The 17,258-nt window shown below is 60.8% G+C and carries 16 protein-coding genes and 1 tRNA gene; 8 read left to right on the top strand and 9 right to left on the bottom strand.

Annotation, left to right across the window (positions count from 1 at the left end):
* Positions 1–4 precede the first annotated feature (4 nt).
* From RNA01_RS20450 to RNA01_RS20435, 4 genes are all read left to right on the top strand, one after another.
* Positions 5–250: a glutathione binding-like protein gene (locus RNA01_RS20450; RefSeq protein WP_210245792.1), complete on the top strand. Its 246-nt coding sequence runs from the start codon at positions 5–7 to the stop codon at positions 248–250.
* 390 nt (positions 251–640) lie between these two features.
* On the top strand, positions 641–1,531 hold the full coding sequence (locus RNA01_RS20445) for a hypothetical protein (protein ID WP_235916814.1): 891 nt from the start codon (positions 641–643) through the stop codon (positions 1,529–1,531).
* Between the two features lie 220 nt (positions 1,532–1,751).
* Positions 1,752–3,158: a DegQ family serine endoprotease gene (locus RNA01_RS20440; RefSeq protein ID WP_147182009.1), complete on the top strand. Its 1,407-nt coding sequence runs from the start codon at positions 1,752–1,754 to the stop codon at positions 3,156–3,158.
* Entirely contained in the window at positions 3,155–4,465 is a 1,311-nt protein-coding gene (locus RNA01_RS20435; protein ID WP_147182008.1) for a replication-associated recombination protein A, read from the top strand. Before RNA01_RS20440 ends, RNA01_RS20435 begins: the two co-directional genes overlap by 4 nt.
* 7 nt (positions 4,466–4,472) lie before the next feature.
* Here RNA01_RS20435 and RNA01_RS20430 read toward each other — a convergent pair whose 3' ends face one another.
* A complete protein-coding gene (locus RNA01_RS20430; RefSeq protein ID WP_147182007.1) occupies positions 4,473–4,781 on the bottom strand; it encodes a DUF1883 domain-containing protein in 309 nt (102 codons plus the stop codon).
* Between the two features lie 430 nt (positions 4,782–5,211).
* Positions 5,212–5,640, bottom strand: coding sequence for a GNAT family N-acetyltransferase (locus RNA01_RS20425; RefSeq protein ID WP_147182006.1), 429 nt, complete (start codon positions 5,638–5,640; stop codon positions 5,212–5,214).
* A 337-nt stretch (positions 5,641–5,977) separates the two neighbouring features.
* Here RNA01_RS20425 and RNA01_RS20420 point away from each other — a divergent pair, with 337 nt between their 5' ends.
* Positions 5,978–6,610 carry an outer membrane protein gene (locus RNA01_RS20420; RefSeq protein ID WP_147182005.1) on the top strand — a complete coding sequence of 211 codons (633 nt, stop codon included), beginning with the start codon at positions 5,978–5,980 and terminating at the stop codon, positions 6,608–6,610.
* 248 nt (positions 6,611–6,858) lie between these two features.
* Here the strand turns inward: RNA01_RS20420 and RNA01_RS20415 are convergent, their stop codons facing one another.
* From RNA01_RS20415 to RNA01_RS20395, 5 genes are all read right to left on the bottom strand, one after another.
* Entirely contained in the window at positions 6,859–7,338 is a 480-nt protein-coding gene (locus tag RNA01_RS20415; RefSeq protein ID WP_210245791.1) for a DUF4145 domain-containing protein, read from the bottom strand.
* 257 nt (positions 7,339–7,595) lie between these two features.
* Complete coding sequence (locus RNA01_RS20410; protein ID WP_147182004.1) at positions 7,596–11,384, bottom strand: vitamin B12-dependent ribonucleotide reductase; 3,789 nt, start codon at positions 11,382–11,384, stop codon at positions 7,596–7,598.
* Between the two features lie 966 nt (positions 11,385–12,350).
* On the bottom strand, positions 12,351–12,848 hold the full coding sequence (gene gpt, locus RNA01_RS20405; RefSeq protein ID WP_147182003.1) for a xanthine phosphoribosyltransferase: 498 nt from the start codon (positions 12,846–12,848) through the stop codon (positions 12,351–12,353).
* Between the two features lie 216 nt (positions 12,849–13,064).
* Positions 13,065–13,907 (bottom strand): putative universal stress family protein, encoded by an 843-nt coding sequence (locus tag RNA01_RS20400; RefSeq protein ID WP_147182002.1) that lies wholly within the window; start codon positions 13,905–13,907, stop codon positions 13,065–13,067.
* A gap of 111 nt (positions 13,908–14,018) precedes the next feature.
* The gene (locus RNA01_RS20395; RefSeq protein ID WP_147182001.1) at positions 14,019–14,807 is read right to left on the bottom strand and encodes a competence/damage-inducible protein A; all 789 of its coding nucleotides are present in this window, start codon (positions 14,805–14,807) and stop codon (positions 14,019–14,021) included.
* Positions 14,808–15,039: 232 nt separating this feature from the next.
* On the opposite strand from RNA01_RS20395, the gene wrbA reads away from it, so the two are divergent.
* The 3 genes from wrbA to RNA01_RS20380 all read left to right on the top strand — a co-directional run bounded on the left by wrbA (position 15,040) and on the right by RNA01_RS20380 (position 16,248).
* Positions 15,040–15,636: an NAD(P)H:quinone oxidoreductase type IV gene (gene wrbA / locus RNA01_RS20390; protein ID WP_147182000.1), complete on the top strand. Its 597-nt coding sequence runs from the start codon at positions 15,040–15,042 to the stop codon at positions 15,634–15,636.
* Positions 15,637–15,780: 144 nt separating this feature from the next.
* Positions 15,781–16,026 carry a PilZ domain-containing protein gene (locus tag RNA01_RS20385; RefSeq protein WP_147181999.1) on the top strand — a complete coding sequence of 82 codons (246 nt, stop codon included), beginning with the start codon at positions 15,781–15,783 and terminating at the stop codon, positions 16,024–16,026.
* Positions 16,027–16,162: 136 nt separating this feature from the next.
* Positions 16,163–16,248: transfer RNA gene (locus RNA01_RS20380), tRNA-Leu, on the top strand.
* 11 nt (positions 16,249–16,259) lie between these two features.
* Here RNA01_RS20380 and RNA01_RS20375 read toward each other — a convergent pair.
* Positions 16,260–16,532: a hypothetical protein gene (locus RNA01_RS20375; protein ID WP_147181998.1), complete on the bottom strand. Its 273-nt coding sequence runs from the start codon at positions 16,530–16,532 to the stop codon at positions 16,260–16,262.
* 69 nt (positions 16,533–16,601) lie between these two features.
* A complete protein-coding gene (locus RNA01_RS20370; RefSeq protein WP_147181997.1) occupies positions 16,602–17,216 on the bottom strand; it encodes a hypothetical protein in 615 nt (204 codons plus the stop codon).
* Positions 17,217–17,258 lie beyond the last annotated feature (42 nt).

Here is a 17,258-nt window from a genome sequence, read left to right as displayed (position 1 = left end):
AATAGTGACCTTCCATATATTCTTATCCAGCGGAACCCTACCGGAGGATTCCCGAACCTTTACGCTGGCGGACGCCTACCTATTTACCGTGCTTGGCTGGATGCCGGGGTTCGCCATCGATCTCGGTCGCTGGCCCAACACCGTGGCCTATATCAAACGGGTCGAGGCGCGGGCCTCCATGGTTGCCGCGCGCGAGAGAGGCCGAAATACCGGCCGTGACTTGAGTGGCTCCCTGTCGCGAGATTCCTGAAAATTGAAACGCAACCGGTCGCATTGATCTTTCAGTACAGTTTCCGTGACATATGTCTCTCGCAAATCTCGGAATTTTGCGAGAGACTTTTGCACTACGTTCTGTGACCTTTCGGGCCGAAAGCACCCAATCGCCAAACGCATAGGCCTCCTCACCACCGATCAACTCCCCGATACGCTTCCATCCATTTGCTCCAGTCGTTCAGCATGAGCGCTCCGAGGTGCGTCACCGCAGCAGGCCTGGCGCGTCACCGTGGCAAAGAGGACGAGCCGCAATTAGACGTTACATCGGTGTCGTTCAGGCCGCGGCGGACATAGATCACGGCTTGTTCGGCTGTGCGTGCCCACAAATGGTCCAGCGCGCCAATACCTGGTGACTAAAGCCCGCCCAATGCGCGTTCGGGTTCCGGTCTTCTTGAGAATCACGGCGGCCGCTGCCACTGTCGGCGCATTGGAAGCAGAGGCGGCCGGCAAGGCCATGGAACCGGACCGGCAGATGAACGCAATCCGCAGATACCCGATCATCGGGGCGGTGATCATCCAGATGATTGCGGCCTTGGTGGTGATCGCGTTGAAAACGGTGCTTGCCGGCATGATCGATGCGCGCACATTTTTCTGGGGGGCGCTGGCGGTGCAGGGCTTGGTGGCCGCCGCGCTGACGCGAGCCCTTGGTCTTCCTGTCTGGTGGGCATGGATCGGGCTGCTGTTTCCTGTGGCGGTCTATCTGGCGCTGGCCGCCGGCAGTCTCCCCGCCTGGCCCTTCGGCGTGGCTTTTGTTGTCGCTTATCTTTTTTTCTCCAATACGGCGGGCGAGCGCGTTCCGCTCTATCTGACCAACAGGACGACGGCCAAGGCCTTGCTGACCTTGATGCGGGAGCGAGGCGCCACGCGTTTCATCGATCTCGGCTCCGGGCTTGGCGGCGTGGTCAGGGCGCTCGATGGAGACGGCCGGGTCGCGCTTGGCGTCGAAACGGCGCCGATGGCATGGTTGGTTTCGGTGCTTTTGTCGCGGATCAAACGTCGCGGCACGATCCTGCGCCAAGATATCTGGTCTGCCGACATATCGCATCAGGACGTCGTCTATGCTTTTCTCTCGCCCGAACCAATGCCTGAGCTTTATGAAAAAGCCCGACGGGAAATGAAGCCAGGCGGCCTGTTTGTTTCCAACAGTTTTGCGGTTCCAGGTGTCACAGCTGACGAGGTCTGGGAACTTGACGATAGCCGCAAAACAAAGCTGTTCATCTACAAAGTGAATGGCTCTCAATCGAGACCGGCCGACTGATGGACCGCAAAGCGCCCGCTCCCGGTGTGCGGGCCGACTTGTCGGCCCAAGAGGCGATCGCCCGGCTTCTTTTCCACATTACCAAGTTGTAACGGTTATCGCCTTGGAATTGTTCGATTCACAGCTAAATTGCGGTGCCACCCCCAAACCGACGTTTGTCGTTTCTTTCGGACGCTATCCGCACTAAATTTCACCTTGAGAAAATCAACGGGAGTATAACATGCAGGGCTTCGTTCGCTTGGCTGCCGCTTCGATCGTGTCGCTTGCGCTTCTGGCGCCGGGCATATCCAGCGCGGAGGATGCCAGCCCCGTGCCGCAGTCGCGGACCGACATGCAGATGTCCTTTGCGCCGCTGGTCAAGCAGACCCATGGTGCGGTGGTCAACGTTTACGCCGAGCGGATGGTGCAGCGGCGCGTCTCGCCCTTTGCCGGCGACCCCTTCTTCGAGCAGTTCTTCGGCCAGCGCATGCCGAACCGGACGGAGAAGCAGACCTCGCTCGGATCAGGCGTGATCGTCGGCGCCAACGGCATGGTGGTCACTAACAACCATGTCATCGACGGCGCCGACGACATCAAGGTAGCGTTGTCCGACGGGCGCGAATTCCCTGTCAAGGTTGTGCTGAAGGACGAGCGGCTTGATCTGGCCGTGCTCAAGATCGATGCCAAGGAGGCGCTTCCGGCGCTGGTGATCGCCGACAGCGACCAGGTCGATGTCGGTGACCTCGTGCTGGCCATCGGCAATCCCTTCGGCGTCGGCCAGACGGTCACCAGCGGTATCGTTTCGGGACTCGCGCGCAATCAGGTGACCGACGGTGATTTCGGCTTCTTCATCCAGACCGACGCATCGATCAATCCGGGCAATTCCGGCGGTGCGCTGATGAACATGAAGGGCGAGCTGATCGGCATCAATACCGCGATCTTCTCCAAGGGTGGTGGTTCGAACGGCATCGGCTTTGCCATCCCCGCCAATCTCGTCAAGGTCTTCCTGGCCGCTGCCGAGCGAGGCGATGCCAGTTTCGAGAGGCCCTATGTCGGCGCGACCTTCGAGCCAGTCACTTCGGACGTTGCCGAGGCGCTCGGTCTCGACAAGGTGCGCGGCGCACTCGTCGTCCGCGTTGCCGAGGGTGGACCGGCGGCCAAGGCCGGGCTGAAAGCCGGACAGGTCATTGTGGCGATCGACGGCATTCCGGTCGAACATCCCGACGCGCTCGGCTACCGTCTGACCACGGCTGGCCTTGGCAAGGCGGTGAAGCTCTCCGTCCGCGACAACGGTCGCGAGTCTGAGATCTCCATGACGCTGGCTGCTGCGCCGGAAACCACACCGCGCGATGAACGTCTGATCGAGGGCTCCAGCCCCTTTGCCGGCGCCAAGGTCGCCAATCTCTCGCCCAAGCTCGCCTATGAACTGCGCATGCCGTCCGAGGCCACCGGCGTGGCGATCACCGAGATCGCCCAAGGTTCTCCGGCTGCCCGTCTTGGTTTTGCGCCGCACGACATCATCGTCTCGGTCAACGGCGTCGAGATCTCCTCGACTGCCGTCCTGGCGAAGGTGGCCGCCGACGATCCGGGCTTCTGGCGCGTCGAGGTCGAACGCGACGGCCAGCGCATCCGGCAGATTTTCCGATGAGTGATCTCTTCGCGCCGCATGTCCCCAAGGAGGTCGACGCCCGCCGGCCGCTGGCCGACCGTCTGCGCCCGAAAACGCTCGGCGAGGTGACCGGTCAGGAGCATCTGACCGGTGAGGACGGCGTGCTGGCCCGCATGATCGCTTCCGGTTCGCTCGGCTCAATGATCTTCTGGGGCCCGCCCGGCACCGGAAAGACGACTGTCGCGCGCCTTCTTTCCGGCGAGGCTGGGCTCGCCTTCGAGCAGATCTCGGCGATTTTCTCCGGCGTCGCCGACCTGAAGAAGGTGTTCGAGGCGGCCCGCATGCGTCGCATGGAGGGCCGGCAGACCCTTCTGTTCGTCGACGAGATCCATCGCTTCAACCGCGCCCAGCAGGACAGTTTTTTGCCGGTCATGGAAGACGGCACTGTGATCCTCGTCGGCGCGACGACGGAAAATCCCTCCTTCGAGCTCAACGCCGCTCTGTTGTCGCGCGCTCGGGTGCTCACCTTCAAATCTCATGACGAGGCGAGCATAGAGACGCTGCTTGCGCGCGCCGAAGAGACCGAGGGCAAACCTTTGCCGCTCGACGAGAACGCTCGCGCCAGCCTGATCCGCATGGCCGACGGCGATGGACGGGCCTCCTTGACGCTCGCCGAAGAAGTCTGGCGCGCCGCCCGCAAGGACGAGGTGTTCGATACAGAGGGCCTCACGCGGATCGTACAGCGGCGCGCGCCGGTCTACGACAAGGGGCAGGACGGCCACTACAATCTGATCTCGGCGTTGCACAAGTCGGTGCGCGGCTCCGACCCCGATGCGGCCCTTTACTATCTGTGCCGCATGTTCGATGCCGGCGAGGATCCGCTTTATCTGGGCCGCCGGCTGGTGCGCATGGCGGTCGAGGACATCGGCCTTGCCGATCCGCAGGCGCTGGTCATCTGCAATGCCGCCAAGGACGCCTACGACTATCTGGGCTCACCAGAGGGGGAATTGGCGCTCGCTCAGGCCTGTGTCTATCTGGCGACCGCACCGAAGTCGAACGGCGTCTACATGGCCTACAAGTCGGCGATGCGCGCTGCGAAGGAGAACGGTTCGCTGTTACCGCCGAAGCATATCCTCAATGCCCCGACCAAGCTGATGAAGGCGGAAGGCTACAACGAGGGCTATCGCTACGACCATGACGAGCCGGATGCCTTTTCCGGCCAGGATTATTTTCCAGAGAAGATGGGGCGCAAGACCTTTTACGATCCGCCGGAACGCGGGTTCGAGCGGGACATTCGCAAGCGGCTCGACTGGTGGGCGAAGCTCCGGCGCGAGCGGGGCGGTTGAAAGCCGGTTAGGAGGCCTTCTGTGCCTTGGCTGCAGGTGCGGCCGTCATCTTGACCGAGGAATCGGCGAGCCCGTGATGACCTTCCATATCGACGATCAGGTGCCAATGGCCGCTTTCGGGAATGGCCAGTCTGATCGGCGACTTCTTGGCGACGCCGCCGACGTATTTGAAATCGAGAGCTTCCTTGAAGCGCTGAAAATTGCCTGGCGTCATCAGTCGCACATTGTTGACCGCCGAAAGCGTTACCTCGATGATCGCGCCAACGCGCTGTTCCTTAAGGTCGTAATGGGTGAAGCGGAAGGTCGGCTTGGCCATTCTGCTGCTCGTCTGTCCGGTGAGAGTGTGGCCGACAGTCTAGGACGCCGCGGTTAAGGAAATGTTCTCCGCAGATCAGGGCAGGGCCAGGAGGTGCGATTGTCTTTGGAACAAACCTGCGGTGTCGGCGTTTCACTGTCGACGATCAATACGGAGCAATCCGATAAGGACCGGCACTTTTCTGCCCTTGATCGATTCGATGATGGTGAATACGGGGATCTCACTCGAGACGGTGAGCTGAGTGGCTGATGACAAGATCAAGACGCAGACGCTATTCTCTTCTACTCCACCTGACCCCGGCCACCTCCACCGGGGTCTCTTTTTGCCCGGGCGCCGAGGGGTGCCCCTCGGTCAAGCATATCGCCGCGCCGGCGATCCGATGTCCTGCCGTACTTGGGCCGGGGCGTCAGCGCCATGGACCTGACCGGCCTCAGAAGCGCTTCTTCAGGAAGAACTGGCCGTGGGCGCCGTCACCACCCTCGAGTTCGCCGAACACCTTGTACCCGAGCTTTTCGTAGAATGGCCGGGCCTGGAACTCGTAAGTGTCGAGCCAGATGCCGATATGGCCGCGATCGCGGGCGATTTTTTCCGCCTCGGCCATCAGCCGGCTGCCGATCCCCTGACCGCGATAGGCCTCGGGCACGACGAGATAGCGGATGAAGGCCCAGCCGAAACTCTCCTCGCCGTAAAGACCGCCCTCGACCGCGCGGGTCTCTGGATTACGTACCAGCACGGCGAAATCCGGCCGGTCGCTTTTGCCTGTCTGCGCGGTGTTATAGGCCCGAAGCGCCATGTAGATGGCATCGCGGTCCTCATCCGCCGGGTGGCCCGGCACCGCCTCGATGATGGGGCTTGGCATGGCAAAATCCTCTGCTTACGGCGAATCGCTACACGCCGATATGGTGCGCCTTGATGGCCGGTCGACGGGCGACTGTCCAGTCATGGATTTGCGAGTATTGGGCAATGTCGAATACGATTCGACTGGCCTATGCGACGAATCGTCCCGATGAAAGACCGGAAGTCACCATCCGGGTTAAGGAAGTGTTTGCCGATTTGTGAGAATTAGATGGAATCTGCCGTGGGAGCGGAATCGTCGGGGGGCAATGGTCCGGCGAGAGCACCCGCGCCTCGGCAGGCCGCGTCAAATTCGAGTTCGCCCGTCTCCTGCTGGATGCGGGCTTTGTATGGAGTAAACCATGACCAAGACCGTGAATTCATTCGCACTGGTGCTGATGGCAGCATTTGCAACCACCCCTGCGCTCGCTGCCGATCTCGCCTATTCCGAACCTGCCCCGTCCTATGAGGCCCCGGCCGCGACACCGTCCGGCTTCACCGGCGCCTATGCCGGTATCCACGCCGGGGTGTCGTCTGACAGCGGCAATCCCTTCGACGGCGATAAGGAGTTCATGGGCGGTATCCAGGGCGGTTACAACACCGAAATGGGCGGCGCCATTGTCGGCGGTGAGCTCGAGTATTCGCATCTCGGCGACACCAAGGTCGGCGTGCCCGGCGGCGATCTGAGCGAACGCCATCGTCTGGCGCTGAAGGCCAAGGCCGGTATGGCGCTCGGGGATACCCTGCTTTACGGCACGGCCGGCATGGCCATGACCAGCCTGCGCGACGGCAAGAATGTCGATGGCCCCGACGGCTGGAAGCCGGGCTATCTGCTGGGCCTCGGCGTTGAGCAGAACCTTAACGCCAACCTCTCCGCCAAGGTCGAATACAATTATGTCCACACCAACGACGTGCGCAGCTTCGACGGCGTGTCGACCTCGCAGACCGACGTCAGCGATCACGTGATCAAGGGTGGCGTGAACTACAAATTCTAGTCTATTGAGAGGCTTGGATGGGTAAAGGCGTCGGGTGACCGGCGCCTTTTTTGCGTTTTGCGGGGATGGGGCGTTAGGAGATGTGGGGCAGGGCAGGGCCTCGCATGCGGCGGGCGTTGCTGCCAATTGACCGACCCTCTCACCAACAAAATTTGCGACTTAGCTGACGCTAAGATCGCGATTTTGTAACCTCTCCCACAAGGGGAGAGGTGGGGCGTCGAGCGGAGCAGCCTGAATGGAAATGAGAGCTATTTTGACGGTGGTTTTCCCGCCGCAGCCAGTTTTGCGTCCAGTGCGGCCTTCTTGGCGGCTGCCACAGCAGGACGCTCATAAAAGTGCTCGAACATTTCCTCCAGAATTTCGAGACACCACTCCGCTTCCTCAGGATCGACGTCTATGATCTGGAGCGTCGTCTTTTCATCGATCGGATGTGCGGAAAAGTTGCCGAAATTTCGGACGGCATCAACAGTTTGATGAAGCCCCAGCGGTAGTGCTTTCCTGGGGTCAGTTTCATTCAAAAGAGCATCAATCTGCTTTGCGAGGTCTTTCGCTATGTAGCCAAGACTATTCAAAATGTTCTGCAGGCAACGCCTCGATAACGCCGCTGAGGCTTTGGGACTAATGGGCAGCACTTCGCATGCTTCATTATAATCCTGCGAAATAAATGCAGGTACATGGACGGATATTGGTCCACGGGAGGTTGTCGTGGGTTCCACCATGCGCGTCATGCCCGTAGGACCCTCTATTACGATTGTGAGGGCCTTACAAGCAGGACAGTCTGCTGTGTGGTACTTCCACGTAGTAGCTTGGTGGAATCTATCGATCCATCCAGACGCCCAGTTATCGTGAAAGCTTACTCCACAGTGTGGGCATTTCATTTTGACCCCCAAGATACAAAACCCCGCGGCAAACTCAATCACCGCGGGGCTATCTTATCTTAGATCAGGCGAGTGAAAATCGAAATCTCCACCTATCCCTGTAATGCTCAAGAGCACCCGCTCGTCGCGCCGCACGTGTCGCACTTCTCGCAGGTCCCGTTGCGCACCATGGTGAAGTTCTGGCACTCGGAGCACATATTGCCGGTGTAGCCTTGGGCGATCGAGCGCATGCGGCGTTCGGCTTCCTTCTTCTTGGCTTCCGCCTTGGCGGCCGCGGCGTCGGCGGCGGCCTTGTCGGAGAAGAGGGCGGTTGCCTCCTGGGTGCCGGCTTCGGCGATTTCCTCCACGGCGCGCTCCTCGTAGTCGCGCTTGAAGGAGACGACTTCCGAAGTCGAGATGGCGGTCGTCACCTCCAGCTTGCGGGCGGCCGAGCCGGCGAAGGCGGTGACGCTGGCACCCGCCGAGGCTTTGGCCGGGGCGGCGGTCGCGGCCCCCTTCGGTTCGGCGAGCGGGCGGTCGATATTGCCGTTGTTGACCAGCGTCGGCTTGTAGCCGCGCGTCCAGCCGGTCGAGATCAGGTTGGTCTTGCCTTCCTTGATTCCCTTGCCGAGCGCCGTGTTGGAGAAGTCCGACGTGTCGACATGGGCAAGATCGTGACGGCCAAGATAGGAGACGGCCAGTTCGCGGAACACGTAATCGAGGATCGACGTGGCGTTCTTGATCGCGTCATTGCCCTGGACCATGCCGGCCGGCTCGAACTTGGTGAAGGTGAAGGCCTCGACATATTCCTCGAGCGGCACGCCGTACTGGAGACCCAGCGAGATGGCGATGGCGAAATTGTTCATCATCGCGCGGAAGGCGGCGCCTTCCTTATGCATGTCGATGAAGATCTCGCCGATGCGGCCGTCGCCGAATTCGCCGGTGCGCAGATAGACCTTGTGGCCGCCGACAGTGGCCTTCTGGGTATAGCCCTGACGGCGGTTCGGCAGCTTTTCCCGCTCACGTACGAGCCGTTCGACAACGCGCTCGACGATCTTCTCGGTGACGGTGACCGCCTGGGCGGCGGCGGGCTGCTGGATCAGGTCCTCGAGTGCATCCTCGTCGTCCTCGTCCTCGATCAGCGAAGCGTTGAGCGGCTGGGACAGTTTCGAGCCGTCGCGATAGAGCGCGTTGGCCTTGAGCGCCAGTTTCCATGACAGCATGTAGGCCGCGCCGCAATCCTCGACGGTGGCATCGTTTGCCATGTTGATCGTCTTGGAGATGGCGCCCGAGATGAACGGCTGGGCGGCTGCCATCATGCGGATATGGCTTTCGACTGACAGGTAGCGCTTGCCGACCTTGCCGCACGGATTGGCGCAATCGAAGACCGGCAGATGCTCATCCTTGAGGAAGGGAGCACCTTCGAGCGTCATGGCACCGCAGATATGGACGTTGGCCGCTTCGATCTCCTTCTTGGAGAAGCCGAGATGCTGCAGCAGGTCGAAGGCCGGATCGGACAGTTTCTCTTCCGGGATCGTCAACGCCGCCATCTGCTCGTCGCCGATGGTCCAGCGGTTGAACACGAACTTGATGTCGAAGGCCGATTTCAGCGCACCATTGATCGTCTCGATCGTGCTGTCGTGAAAGCCCTTGGCCTTCAGCGAGCCGGGATTGATGCCGGGTGCCTGGTTGAGGTTGCCGTGACCGACGGCATAGGCCTCGATTTCGGCGATCTGGCCCTCCGTGTAGCCAAGCGTGCGCAGCGCTTCCGGAACGGCGCCGTTGATGATCTTGAAGTAGCCGCCGCCGGCGAGCTTCTTGAACTTGACCAGCGCGAAGTCGGGCTCGATGCCGGTGGTGTCGCAGTCCATGACCAGACCGATCGTACCGGTCGGGGCGATGACCGAGACCTGAGCATTGCGGTAGCCGTGCTTTTCACCAAGTTCCAGCGCCTTGTCCCAGGCGGCCGTGGCATGGGCAACCAGCGCCGGGTCGGTGCATTCTGAATGGACGAGCGGAACCGGATTGACGGACAGACCTTCGTAGCCCTCGGACTGACCGTGCGCGGCACGGCGATGGTTGCGGATGACGCGCAGCATGTTGTCGCGGTTCGGCGCAAAGCCGGGGAAGGGGCCGAGTTCTGAGGCGATCTCGGCGGACGTCGCATAGGAGACGCCGGTCATGATGGCGGTCAGCGCTCCGCAGATGGCCCGGCCTTCGGCCGAATCATAGGGAATGCCCGAGGACATCAGCAGGCCGCCGATATTGGCGTAGCCGAGTCCGAGGGTGCGGTATTCGTAGGACAGTTCGGCGATCTGGCGAGACGGGAACTGCGCCATCATCACCGAGATTTCGAGCACGACGGTCCACAGGCGAACGGCATGCTCGTAGTCGGCAATGTTGATCTTCTTGGTGGCGGCATCCTTGAACTGCAAGAGGTTCAGCGAGGCAAGGTTGCAGGCCGTGTCGTCGAGGAACATGTATTCCGAGCACGGGTTGGACGCGCGGATCGGACCGGCGGCCGGGCAGGTGTGCCAGTCGTTCATCGTCGTGTTGAAGTGCAAGCCCGGATCGGCCGACGCCCAGGCGGCGTAGGAGATCTTCTCCCACAGGTCGCGGGCTTTCAGCGTCTTCATCACCTTGCCGTCCTTGCGGGCGGTCAGGTTCCAGTCACCGTCGTTTTCGACCGAGCGCAGGAAGTCGTCCTTGAGCGAGACGGAGTTGTTCGAGTTCTGGCCCGAGACGGTGAGGTAGGCTTCCGAATCCCAGTCGGTGTCGTAGGTCTTGAACTCCATGTCCTTGTAGCCCTGCTGGGCAAACTGGATCACGCGCTTGACGTAGTTTTCCGGAACCTGGTCCTTCTTGGCGGCGCGAATTTCGCGCTTCAGCGCCGGGTTCTTGTTCGGGTCGAAGCAATCATCATTGTCGGCCGAGCAGTTGACGCAGGCCTTCATGATCGCCTTCAGGTGCTTGGCGACGATCTTGGAGCCGGTGACGAGGGCCGCCACCTTCTGCTCTTCCTTGACCTTCCAATCGATATAGGCCTCGATGTCCGGATGGTCGATGTCGACCACGACCATCTTGGCGGCGCGGCGGGTCGTGCCGCCCGACTTGATCGCACCGGCGGCACGGTCGCCGATCTTGAGGAAGCTCATCAGGCCCGACGAGCGGCCGCCGCCCGAAAGCCGTTCGCCTTCGCCGCGCAGGTGTGAGAAGTTGGAGCCGGTGCCGGAGCCGTATTTGAACAGACGCGCTTCACGCACCCACAGATCCATGATGCCGCCCTCGTTGACGAGATCGTCTTCGACCGACTGGATGAAGCAGGCGTGTGGCTGCGGATGCTCATAGGAAGATTTGGACTTCACCAGCTTACCGGTGAAGGGATCGACATAGAAATGGCCCTGGCCGGGGCCGTCGATGCCGTAGGCCCAGTGCAGGCCGGTGTTGAACCACTGCGGCGAGTTCGGGGCGACGCGCTGGGTGGCCAGCATGTAGGCAAGCTCGTCGCGGAAGGCGAGCGCATCTTCTTCCGAGGTGAAATACTTGCCTTTCCAGCCCCAGTAGGCCCAGGTGCCGGCAAGACGGTCGAACACCTGACGGGCGTCGATTTCCGAGCCGTAGCGCTCGTTTTCTGGAAGTGCGGCCAGCGCCTTTTCATCGGCTACCGAGCGCCACAGGAAGGAGGGGACATCGTTCTCCTCGACCTTCTTCAGCATTTTCGGCACGCCGGCCTTGCGGAAATACTTCTGCGCCAGAACATCGGTCGCGACCTGGGAGAACTGCGCCGGCACGTCGATGTCGGCAAGGCGAAAGACGATCGAGCCGTCGGGATTCTTGATCTCGCTGACCGCCTGGCGGAACTCGATCTCGGCATAGGGCGACTGGCCCGGTTTGGTGAAACGTCTTTCAATGCGCATCGTCGTCCCTCGTGTCTCGCGCGCCGTCCGTGGCGCAGAAAATAGTGCCCGGCCGCCCCGCGCAGCCAGTTGTTCATTTGTCCGTCGAGTGATTCATCCGGAGATGATTGCTCTCTATATTGTAGCTAGTTTGGCAGCAAACACTAAATATAGTATCAACAGGTAATTACCGCCAGTCCCCGCATGCTGTTTCAGCGCAGCAATTCGCATAAGTCGACCCTCGGGACGCAGGCTCATTCAAGCCCGATCCCGTACACTTCACTTCGCGCATTTCTGAAATGAACCGTCTCGTCATGCCCGGTTCAGCCGCCGCTGCAACATAAGGAAGCATTAACTTTGAAAGGCCTGTTTTCGTCAAGAGGTGGTTTATGTCGAATTTATTAATACCATATCTTGTGGTGTGTTGTTGTGGAAAACGGGGAAAGGCCGGGAGCCTAGGAATTACAGGGCCTTGCGCCGAATGCTTGAGAAATGGGGTGGCTGGCTTGCCCAGCCTGGCATGCCTGCCTTCCGTCACGTAATGGGCCTGCAGGCCCGCAATATAGCGATCTGAGGCGTCGTTACAGAGCTCCCTGGCGTGCGAATCGGTTATCCACCGAAGAACCGCTGCCATGGTAAACGTGAGATCGGTCGCTTGACTTCGACGGTGGATTCTGCGCAGGCGAGATCGGTCCGTTCTCGCCCTGGTTGAGCTCTCGGTCACCGATGCTTGTTGCAGTGTTGTCGGGTGCTGCATTGAAGGCCATTGCCTCTCAAGCAGCGTCAGAGCGCGAAAAAAAGCCTCGCCGACCGATGTCGTGCGGGGCTTTTCATGTCAGCCGGAATTCCGTATGGGGCATCATCCAGACCGCCACACATAGGCTGCCAGGAAGGTCGGCTGTGCGACAAGCTTCAGGCGCGTCGGGATCGATACCGCCCCGCGATCGCGTCGATCAGGAGTTTTCCCGGTTAGGGGCCTGGGGGATTTTAGTCCTTCTGCACCTTGGCGATCGGCTCCTGATAGGTGAAGCCCATGTCCCAAGGGAAATAGATCCAGGTATCCTGGCTGACCTCGGTGACGAAGGTGTCGATCGTCGGCACGCCCTTCGGCTTGGCATAGACGCAGGCGAAATGGGCCTTCGGCATCATGGAGCGGACCTCGGTCGCGGTCTTGCCGGTATCGGTGAGGTCGTCGACGACCAGTACGCCTTCGCCGCCATTGGTCATCAGCTCGGCGGAAATGCCCTTCAACAGGTTCATTTCGCCCTGGCTGGAATAGTCATGATAGGAGGCGATGCAGACCGTCTCGATCAGGCGGATGTTCAACTCACGCGAGATGATCGCCGCCGGCACGAGACCGCCGCGGGTGATGCAGACAATGGCGCGGAAATCCTGTTTGAACCCGGCGAGCCGCCAGGCCAGCGCCCGGGCGTCGCGGTGGAATTGATCCCAGGAAACGGGGAAGGCTTTATCGGGCAGGGACATCGATCTCGGGCTCCGCAGAGGCTTGTTTTTGCGTGCCGGCTTGACCCGGCGGTTTCACGACCGACCGGTTGCGGGTGAAACAGCAGCGTTCGGTGGGTGCCTGAAACGCGGATCGCGCGGACAATACCACGCGAATGCTGCCCGCAAGGGCCTTGATCCTTGCGGGCAGCTATTAGCGGGAATTGCGGGGACAAGGCAAGAGCCCGTGTCCTTTCGTCAGCGCGAAAGCAGAGTCAGCGCCGTCATCGATTCGAGCACCGTACGGGTCACGCCGCCGAACAGGACTTCCCACCAGCGCTTGTGGCTGTAGGCGCCCATGACAAGAAGGTCGATCGAGCTGTCGGACAGGCGGTTTTCGATCGCCGCCGAGGCCGGAAGCTGGTCGGCTTCCTGGCGAACGACGGTAATGTTGACGCCATGGCGGGCAAGTGTCGCGGCAATCTCGGCGCCGGCCATGCTGGAGGACTGGGTACGGGTTTCCGGCGGGTCGACGGAGAAGACCTCGACCGATTCAGCCGCCTTCAGGAAGGGCAGGGCGTCGAATGTGGCGCGCGCGGCCTCACGTGAACCGTTCCAAGCGATCAGCACGCGCTTGATCGGCTTGGGCGCCTGGAGGATATACGGGACGAGCAGGACCGGACGGCCGCTCTCGAACAGGAAATTCTCGAGATCTGCCCGGCTCTCGGACAAAATCGAGTTTTCGCCCTGAGCGGCGACCACCAGGTCGCAATTGCGGGCGCTGTCGATCAGGGAGGCGGCACTATATCCGGCTGATGAGACGAAGCTGCGCCATTCAAAGGAGGTGCCATTGCGCTCGGCACGCTCGCGGAAGATCTTCTCCACATCGAGCGTCTCATCATGGGCCATGTCCTGCAGCGCCTGGACCGTCGACGGATCGGGGATTTCCATCGGTGCCACCAGCGGCACGGTGGCAAGCGCCTCGGCATGCAGGCCGATCACATGCGACTGGAATTGCTCTGCGAGCGAAATTGAAAAATCAGTGATTTGCTGCGCGTTCTTCGGGGTATCGAGAACGGCAAGTATGGTTTTGTAGGACATAGCAGTCTCCCTAGCGCGGCAACGTGAACTTCCGCATGATCGATTAATGGCGACAATCCTTGGGGTCTTCCTTGACTTCGGTCAATAGCCGCCGCGTCTTGGGCAAGGGGCTCAGGCGAGTTCGCCGGTGCCAAGATCCTTTGACTTGGCGCCCTCGCGTTCCATGGTGAGCGCTTCAATCATCGCCGCGACGTCGTGCGCTGCGGCATCCAAGGCGCGGGCGTCTCGCCCCCGGACCACAAGCTCGGTGGAAAAGCGCTTTCCGTCGAAATGCGGGTAGGAGCCGATTGAGGTCTCTGGATGGGCCTTCTGCACGGCGCCGAGCAGGGTGCCGATGTCGCCCTCGCCAAACGGGCAGGGGAGCGAGCGTGACAGGATTCGGGTGCCGGCCGGCAGCGTGGCGACCACTGTGTCGAGCATGGCCTGGAACACTTGCGGCACTCCGGCCATGACATAGACATTGCCGATGACAAAGCCGGGCGCGGTCGATACCGGATTGGCGATGTGGCGGCTGCCTTGCGGCATACGTGCCATGCGCTGGCGCGCGTCGGTGAACTCCATGTCACGGCGTTGATACATCTCGCTGAGCAGACCCATGGCGTCCGGATCGTGAAGGCAGGGCACTCCAAAGGCCTTCGACACGGCATCGGCGGTGATGTCGTCATGGGTCGGACCGATGCCGCCGGAGGTGAAGACATAATCATAACGCTCTCTCAACGCATCGAGCGCTTCGACGATCGCTTCCTCCTCGTCGCCGACGATGCGGACCTGTTTCAGGTCGATGCCCGCCATCGTCAGCACCTCTGCGAGATGGCCGATATTCTTGTCCTTGGTCCGGCCGGACAAAAGCTCGTCGCCGATGGCGAGCATGGCGGCGGTCTTGATGGTCGCGTCAGTCATGGGTTTCCCGATCATTTCTTGCAATAGTTCTACCGGCTCTCACGCGCTTGGCAAGAGCCGTCGGGCTGGCCGGAGCGCTCACAGTCAAGTCGATAACCCTCCAGTCTCATGGCCGGAAAGTGAACAGTCCGTCGTCCGCATAGAGGCTGGTCGCTCGACGACACTACGCTACATATCAGCTATTGAATTCACCAACGCGGTTGCGGCCGCTCAGTCCAAACGGAGATACATCATGGCCAAGGTACTGGTTCTCTATTATTCCTCTTATGGTCATATCGAAACCATGGCCTATGCCGTCGCTGAGGGCGCAAAGTCGGCCGGCGCAGAGGTAACGGTCAAGCGCGTGCCGGAACTCGTGCCGGAAGGTGTTGCCAAGGCCTCGCATTTCAAGCTGGACCAGAAGGCCGAGATCGCCTCTCCGGCTGAACTCGACCAATATGATGCCATCATTGTCGGCGCCGGTACCCGATTCGGCACGATGGCCTCGCAGATGCGCAATTTCTGGGACCAGACCGGCGGCCTGTGGGCACAGGGCAAGCTGGTCGGCAAGGTCGGCTCGGTCTTCACCTCGACCGCGACTCAGCACGGCGGCCAAGAGTCGACCATTCTCGGCTTTATCCCCACTCTTTTGCATCATGGCATGGCCGTTGTCGGTCTGCCATACGCCTTCCAGGGGCAGTCCGGCGTCGACGCGGTCAAGGGCGGATCTCCCTACGGTGCCTCGACCATTACTGACGGTGACGGTTCGCGCCAGCCGTCTGAGGTCGAACTGGAGGGAGCGCGCTTCCAGGGCGCACATGTAGCGAAGATCGCGGCCAAGCTCGCCTGACGCAGCCGCCCCGCAGGTCGGGAAAATAACACCGGGCGGAGGTTTCTACCTCCGCCCTTTTATTGTGAGCCGGGTGTGATCGCGGCAAGGCGGGAATTAAGGCATTGTGATATCATCTCGGGCGATTCGAACGGGACCAGTGCCATGGATGAAAGACGAGCCCATCCGAGACTGCGCGCCTTGAAAGGCGCCCGCGTTGTTCTCCCGGGTGGCCATTCCACCTTCGACTGCATGATCCGCAATCTCTCACCGTCCGGCGCCAAGATTATTCTCGAATCGACGGTCGGCGTGCCGGATGTTTTCCAGTTGAAATTCGAGGATGGCAGCGCCCGACCGTGCCTCGTCAAATGGCGTAATGCCACAGAAATGGGTGTCGCCTTCCAGGGGTGATTGTCCAAGTTCACCTGTTTGCAATCCGTCTTGCGCCCGCCGCATCGGGCGTGGTCATGTGGATTGCAAAAGGACGACGTCACCGTCCGAAGACACCCTTGACCTTCGCCGCCAAGTCGGTGAAACAGGATGCCGCGCGGACGTGGCGAAACTGGTAGACGCAAGAGACTTAAAATCTCTCGGCCTTAGGCCTTGCGGGTTCGATCCCCGCCGTCCGCACCAACGCTTTTCCCTCAATCGTCCGGGATATGATAGCGCCTCCGGTCAACGAGTTTAAGGCTGCCGCCGGGCTGGACGACATAGCGTTCTTCCCACTCGCGGTCGAATTTGTCGCGAAACTGGTGAAATACGATGCTGCCGACCGGCGATTTTGTCAGCCGGGTCGTAGGGCCCGCGCCATAGGTGATGCTGCCGGGGACAGGTTCGATGTCGTGCATCGCTGCGGTGCAGCCGGTCAGAAACAGGCAAAGCGGCAGGCAAAAAGATAGGGCGGCGAGAGGTCTCATGATTGTCTCCTTCGACTGAAGATGACAATAGCGCGGGAGAGCATTCGGTGCCAGCGGCTGTGTGATCCGCTATTTTTTGCCGATCGTGAAGGGCTGTTCGAAACTGGTGAAGCGTTTGCTGACACTGTCGTTGATGGTGTATTTCAGCAGATATTCGCCCGGCTCCGCACCGGTAAGGTCAAGCGTCAGGTGGGTGAAAATCTCCTGGTTGCGCACCAGGCTGGTGAAGGTGAAGGCGCCAAAACTCTTCTGGGTGGCGAGCACCTTGCCGCCGGCCTCGGAGATCTCGAAGTCGACGCTGAAGCTGGCTTGCTGCAAGCCGTCTGCGAGCGGCTTCCACGCTAGCCCGATCAGCTCGACATAGGTGATCAGCGGTTCGCCAGGCTTGAACACCGCTCCCGGCCGCGGCGAATAGGCGCCATAGGCCTTTGGCTTTTCGGAGACAAACACCGCCTTGCGCACAGTGAGGGGCAGGGACATGGCAAAGACGCCGAAGGCGTCACGGATTTGATCAAAGGCGCCGATCACATCACCGGCGGCAGCCTTGTCCTCGGCTTCTTTCGCCGCATCGGCAAGCGGGCCGGCCCTGGCAGGCGACAGCGTTCCCGCCGCTGTCAGTGCGATCGCTAGCAGTGTAGTGGCCGCCTTGCCGGTTCTCGTACATGTGCTCCTTCCGATCAGCATTTGCTTCCCTCGTCTCGCCTCAGCGCAGTCTGAGAAAAAAGC

Origin of the sequence: Paenirhizobium naphthalenivorans, assembly GCF_007992095.1 — a bacterium.
Classification (GTDB): domain Bacteria; phylum Pseudomonadota; class Alphaproteobacteria; order Rhizobiales; family Rhizobiaceae; genus Allorhizobium; species Allorhizobium naphthalenivorans.
Note: the sequence above shows the minus strand (reverse complement) of the source record. Positions and strands in the feature narration are given on the sequence as shown.

Excerpts from the sequence above, each read along its gene's own strand:
- RNA01_RS20425 (WP_147182006.1), bottom strand. The coding sequence starts at position 5,640 with ATGCCAAGCCCCATCATCGAGGCGGTGCCGGGCCACCCGGCGGATGAG.
- wrbA (WP_147182000.1), top strand. The coding sequence starts at position 15,040 with ATGGCCAAGGTACTGGTTCTCTATTATTCCTCTTATGGTCATATCGAA.
- gpt (WP_147182003.1), bottom strand. The coding sequence starts at position 12,848 with ATGTCCCTGCCCGATAAAGCCTTCCCCGTTTCCTGGGATCAATTCCAC.
- RNA01_RS20370 (WP_147181997.1), bottom strand. The coding sequence starts at position 17,216 with ATGCTGATCGGAAGGAGCACATGTACGAGAACCGGCAAGGCGGCCACT.
- RNA01_RS20415 (WP_210245791.1), bottom strand. The coding sequence starts at position 7,338 with ATGACGCGCATGGTGGAACCCACGACAACCTCCCGTGGACCAATATCC.
- RNA01_RS20430 (WP_147182007.1), bottom strand. The coding sequence starts at position 4,781 with ATGGCCAAGCCGACCTTCCGCTTCACCCATTACGACCTTAAGGAACAG.
- RNA01_RS20395 (WP_147182001.1), bottom strand. The coding sequence starts at position 14,807 with ATGACTGACGCGACCATCAAGACCGCCGCCATGCTCGCCATCGGCGAC.
- RNA01_RS20410 (WP_147182004.1), bottom strand. The coding sequence starts at position 11,384 with ATGCGCATTGAAAGACGTTTCACCAAACCGGGCCAGTCGCCCTATGCC.
- RNA01_RS20400 (WP_147182002.1), bottom strand. The coding sequence starts at position 13,907 with ATGTCCTACAAAACCATACTTGCCGTTCTCGATACCCCGAAGAACGCG.
- RNA01_RS20440 (WP_147182009.1), top strand. The coding sequence starts at position 1,752 with ATGCAGGGCTTCGTTCGCTTGGCTGCCGCTTCGATCGTGTCGCTTGCG.
- RNA01_RS20445 (WP_235916814.1), top strand. The coding sequence starts at position 641 with ATGCGCGTTCGGGTTCCGGTCTTCTTGAGAATCACGGCGGCCGCTGCC.
- RNA01_RS20435 (WP_147182008.1), top strand. The coding sequence starts at position 3,155 with ATGAGTGATCTCTTCGCGCCGCATGTCCCCAAGGAGGTCGACGCCCGC.
- RNA01_RS20420 (WP_147182005.1), top strand. The coding sequence starts at position 5,978 with ATGACCAAGACCGTGAATTCATTCGCACTGGTGCTGATGGCAGCATTT.
- RNA01_RS20385 (WP_147181999.1), top strand. The coding sequence starts at position 15,781 with ATGGATGAAAGACGAGCCCATCCGAGACTGCGCGCCTTGAAAGGCGCC.
- RNA01_RS20375 (WP_147181998.1), bottom strand. The coding sequence starts at position 16,532 with ATGAGACCTCTCGCCGCCCTATCTTTTTGCCTGCCGCTTTGCCTGTTT.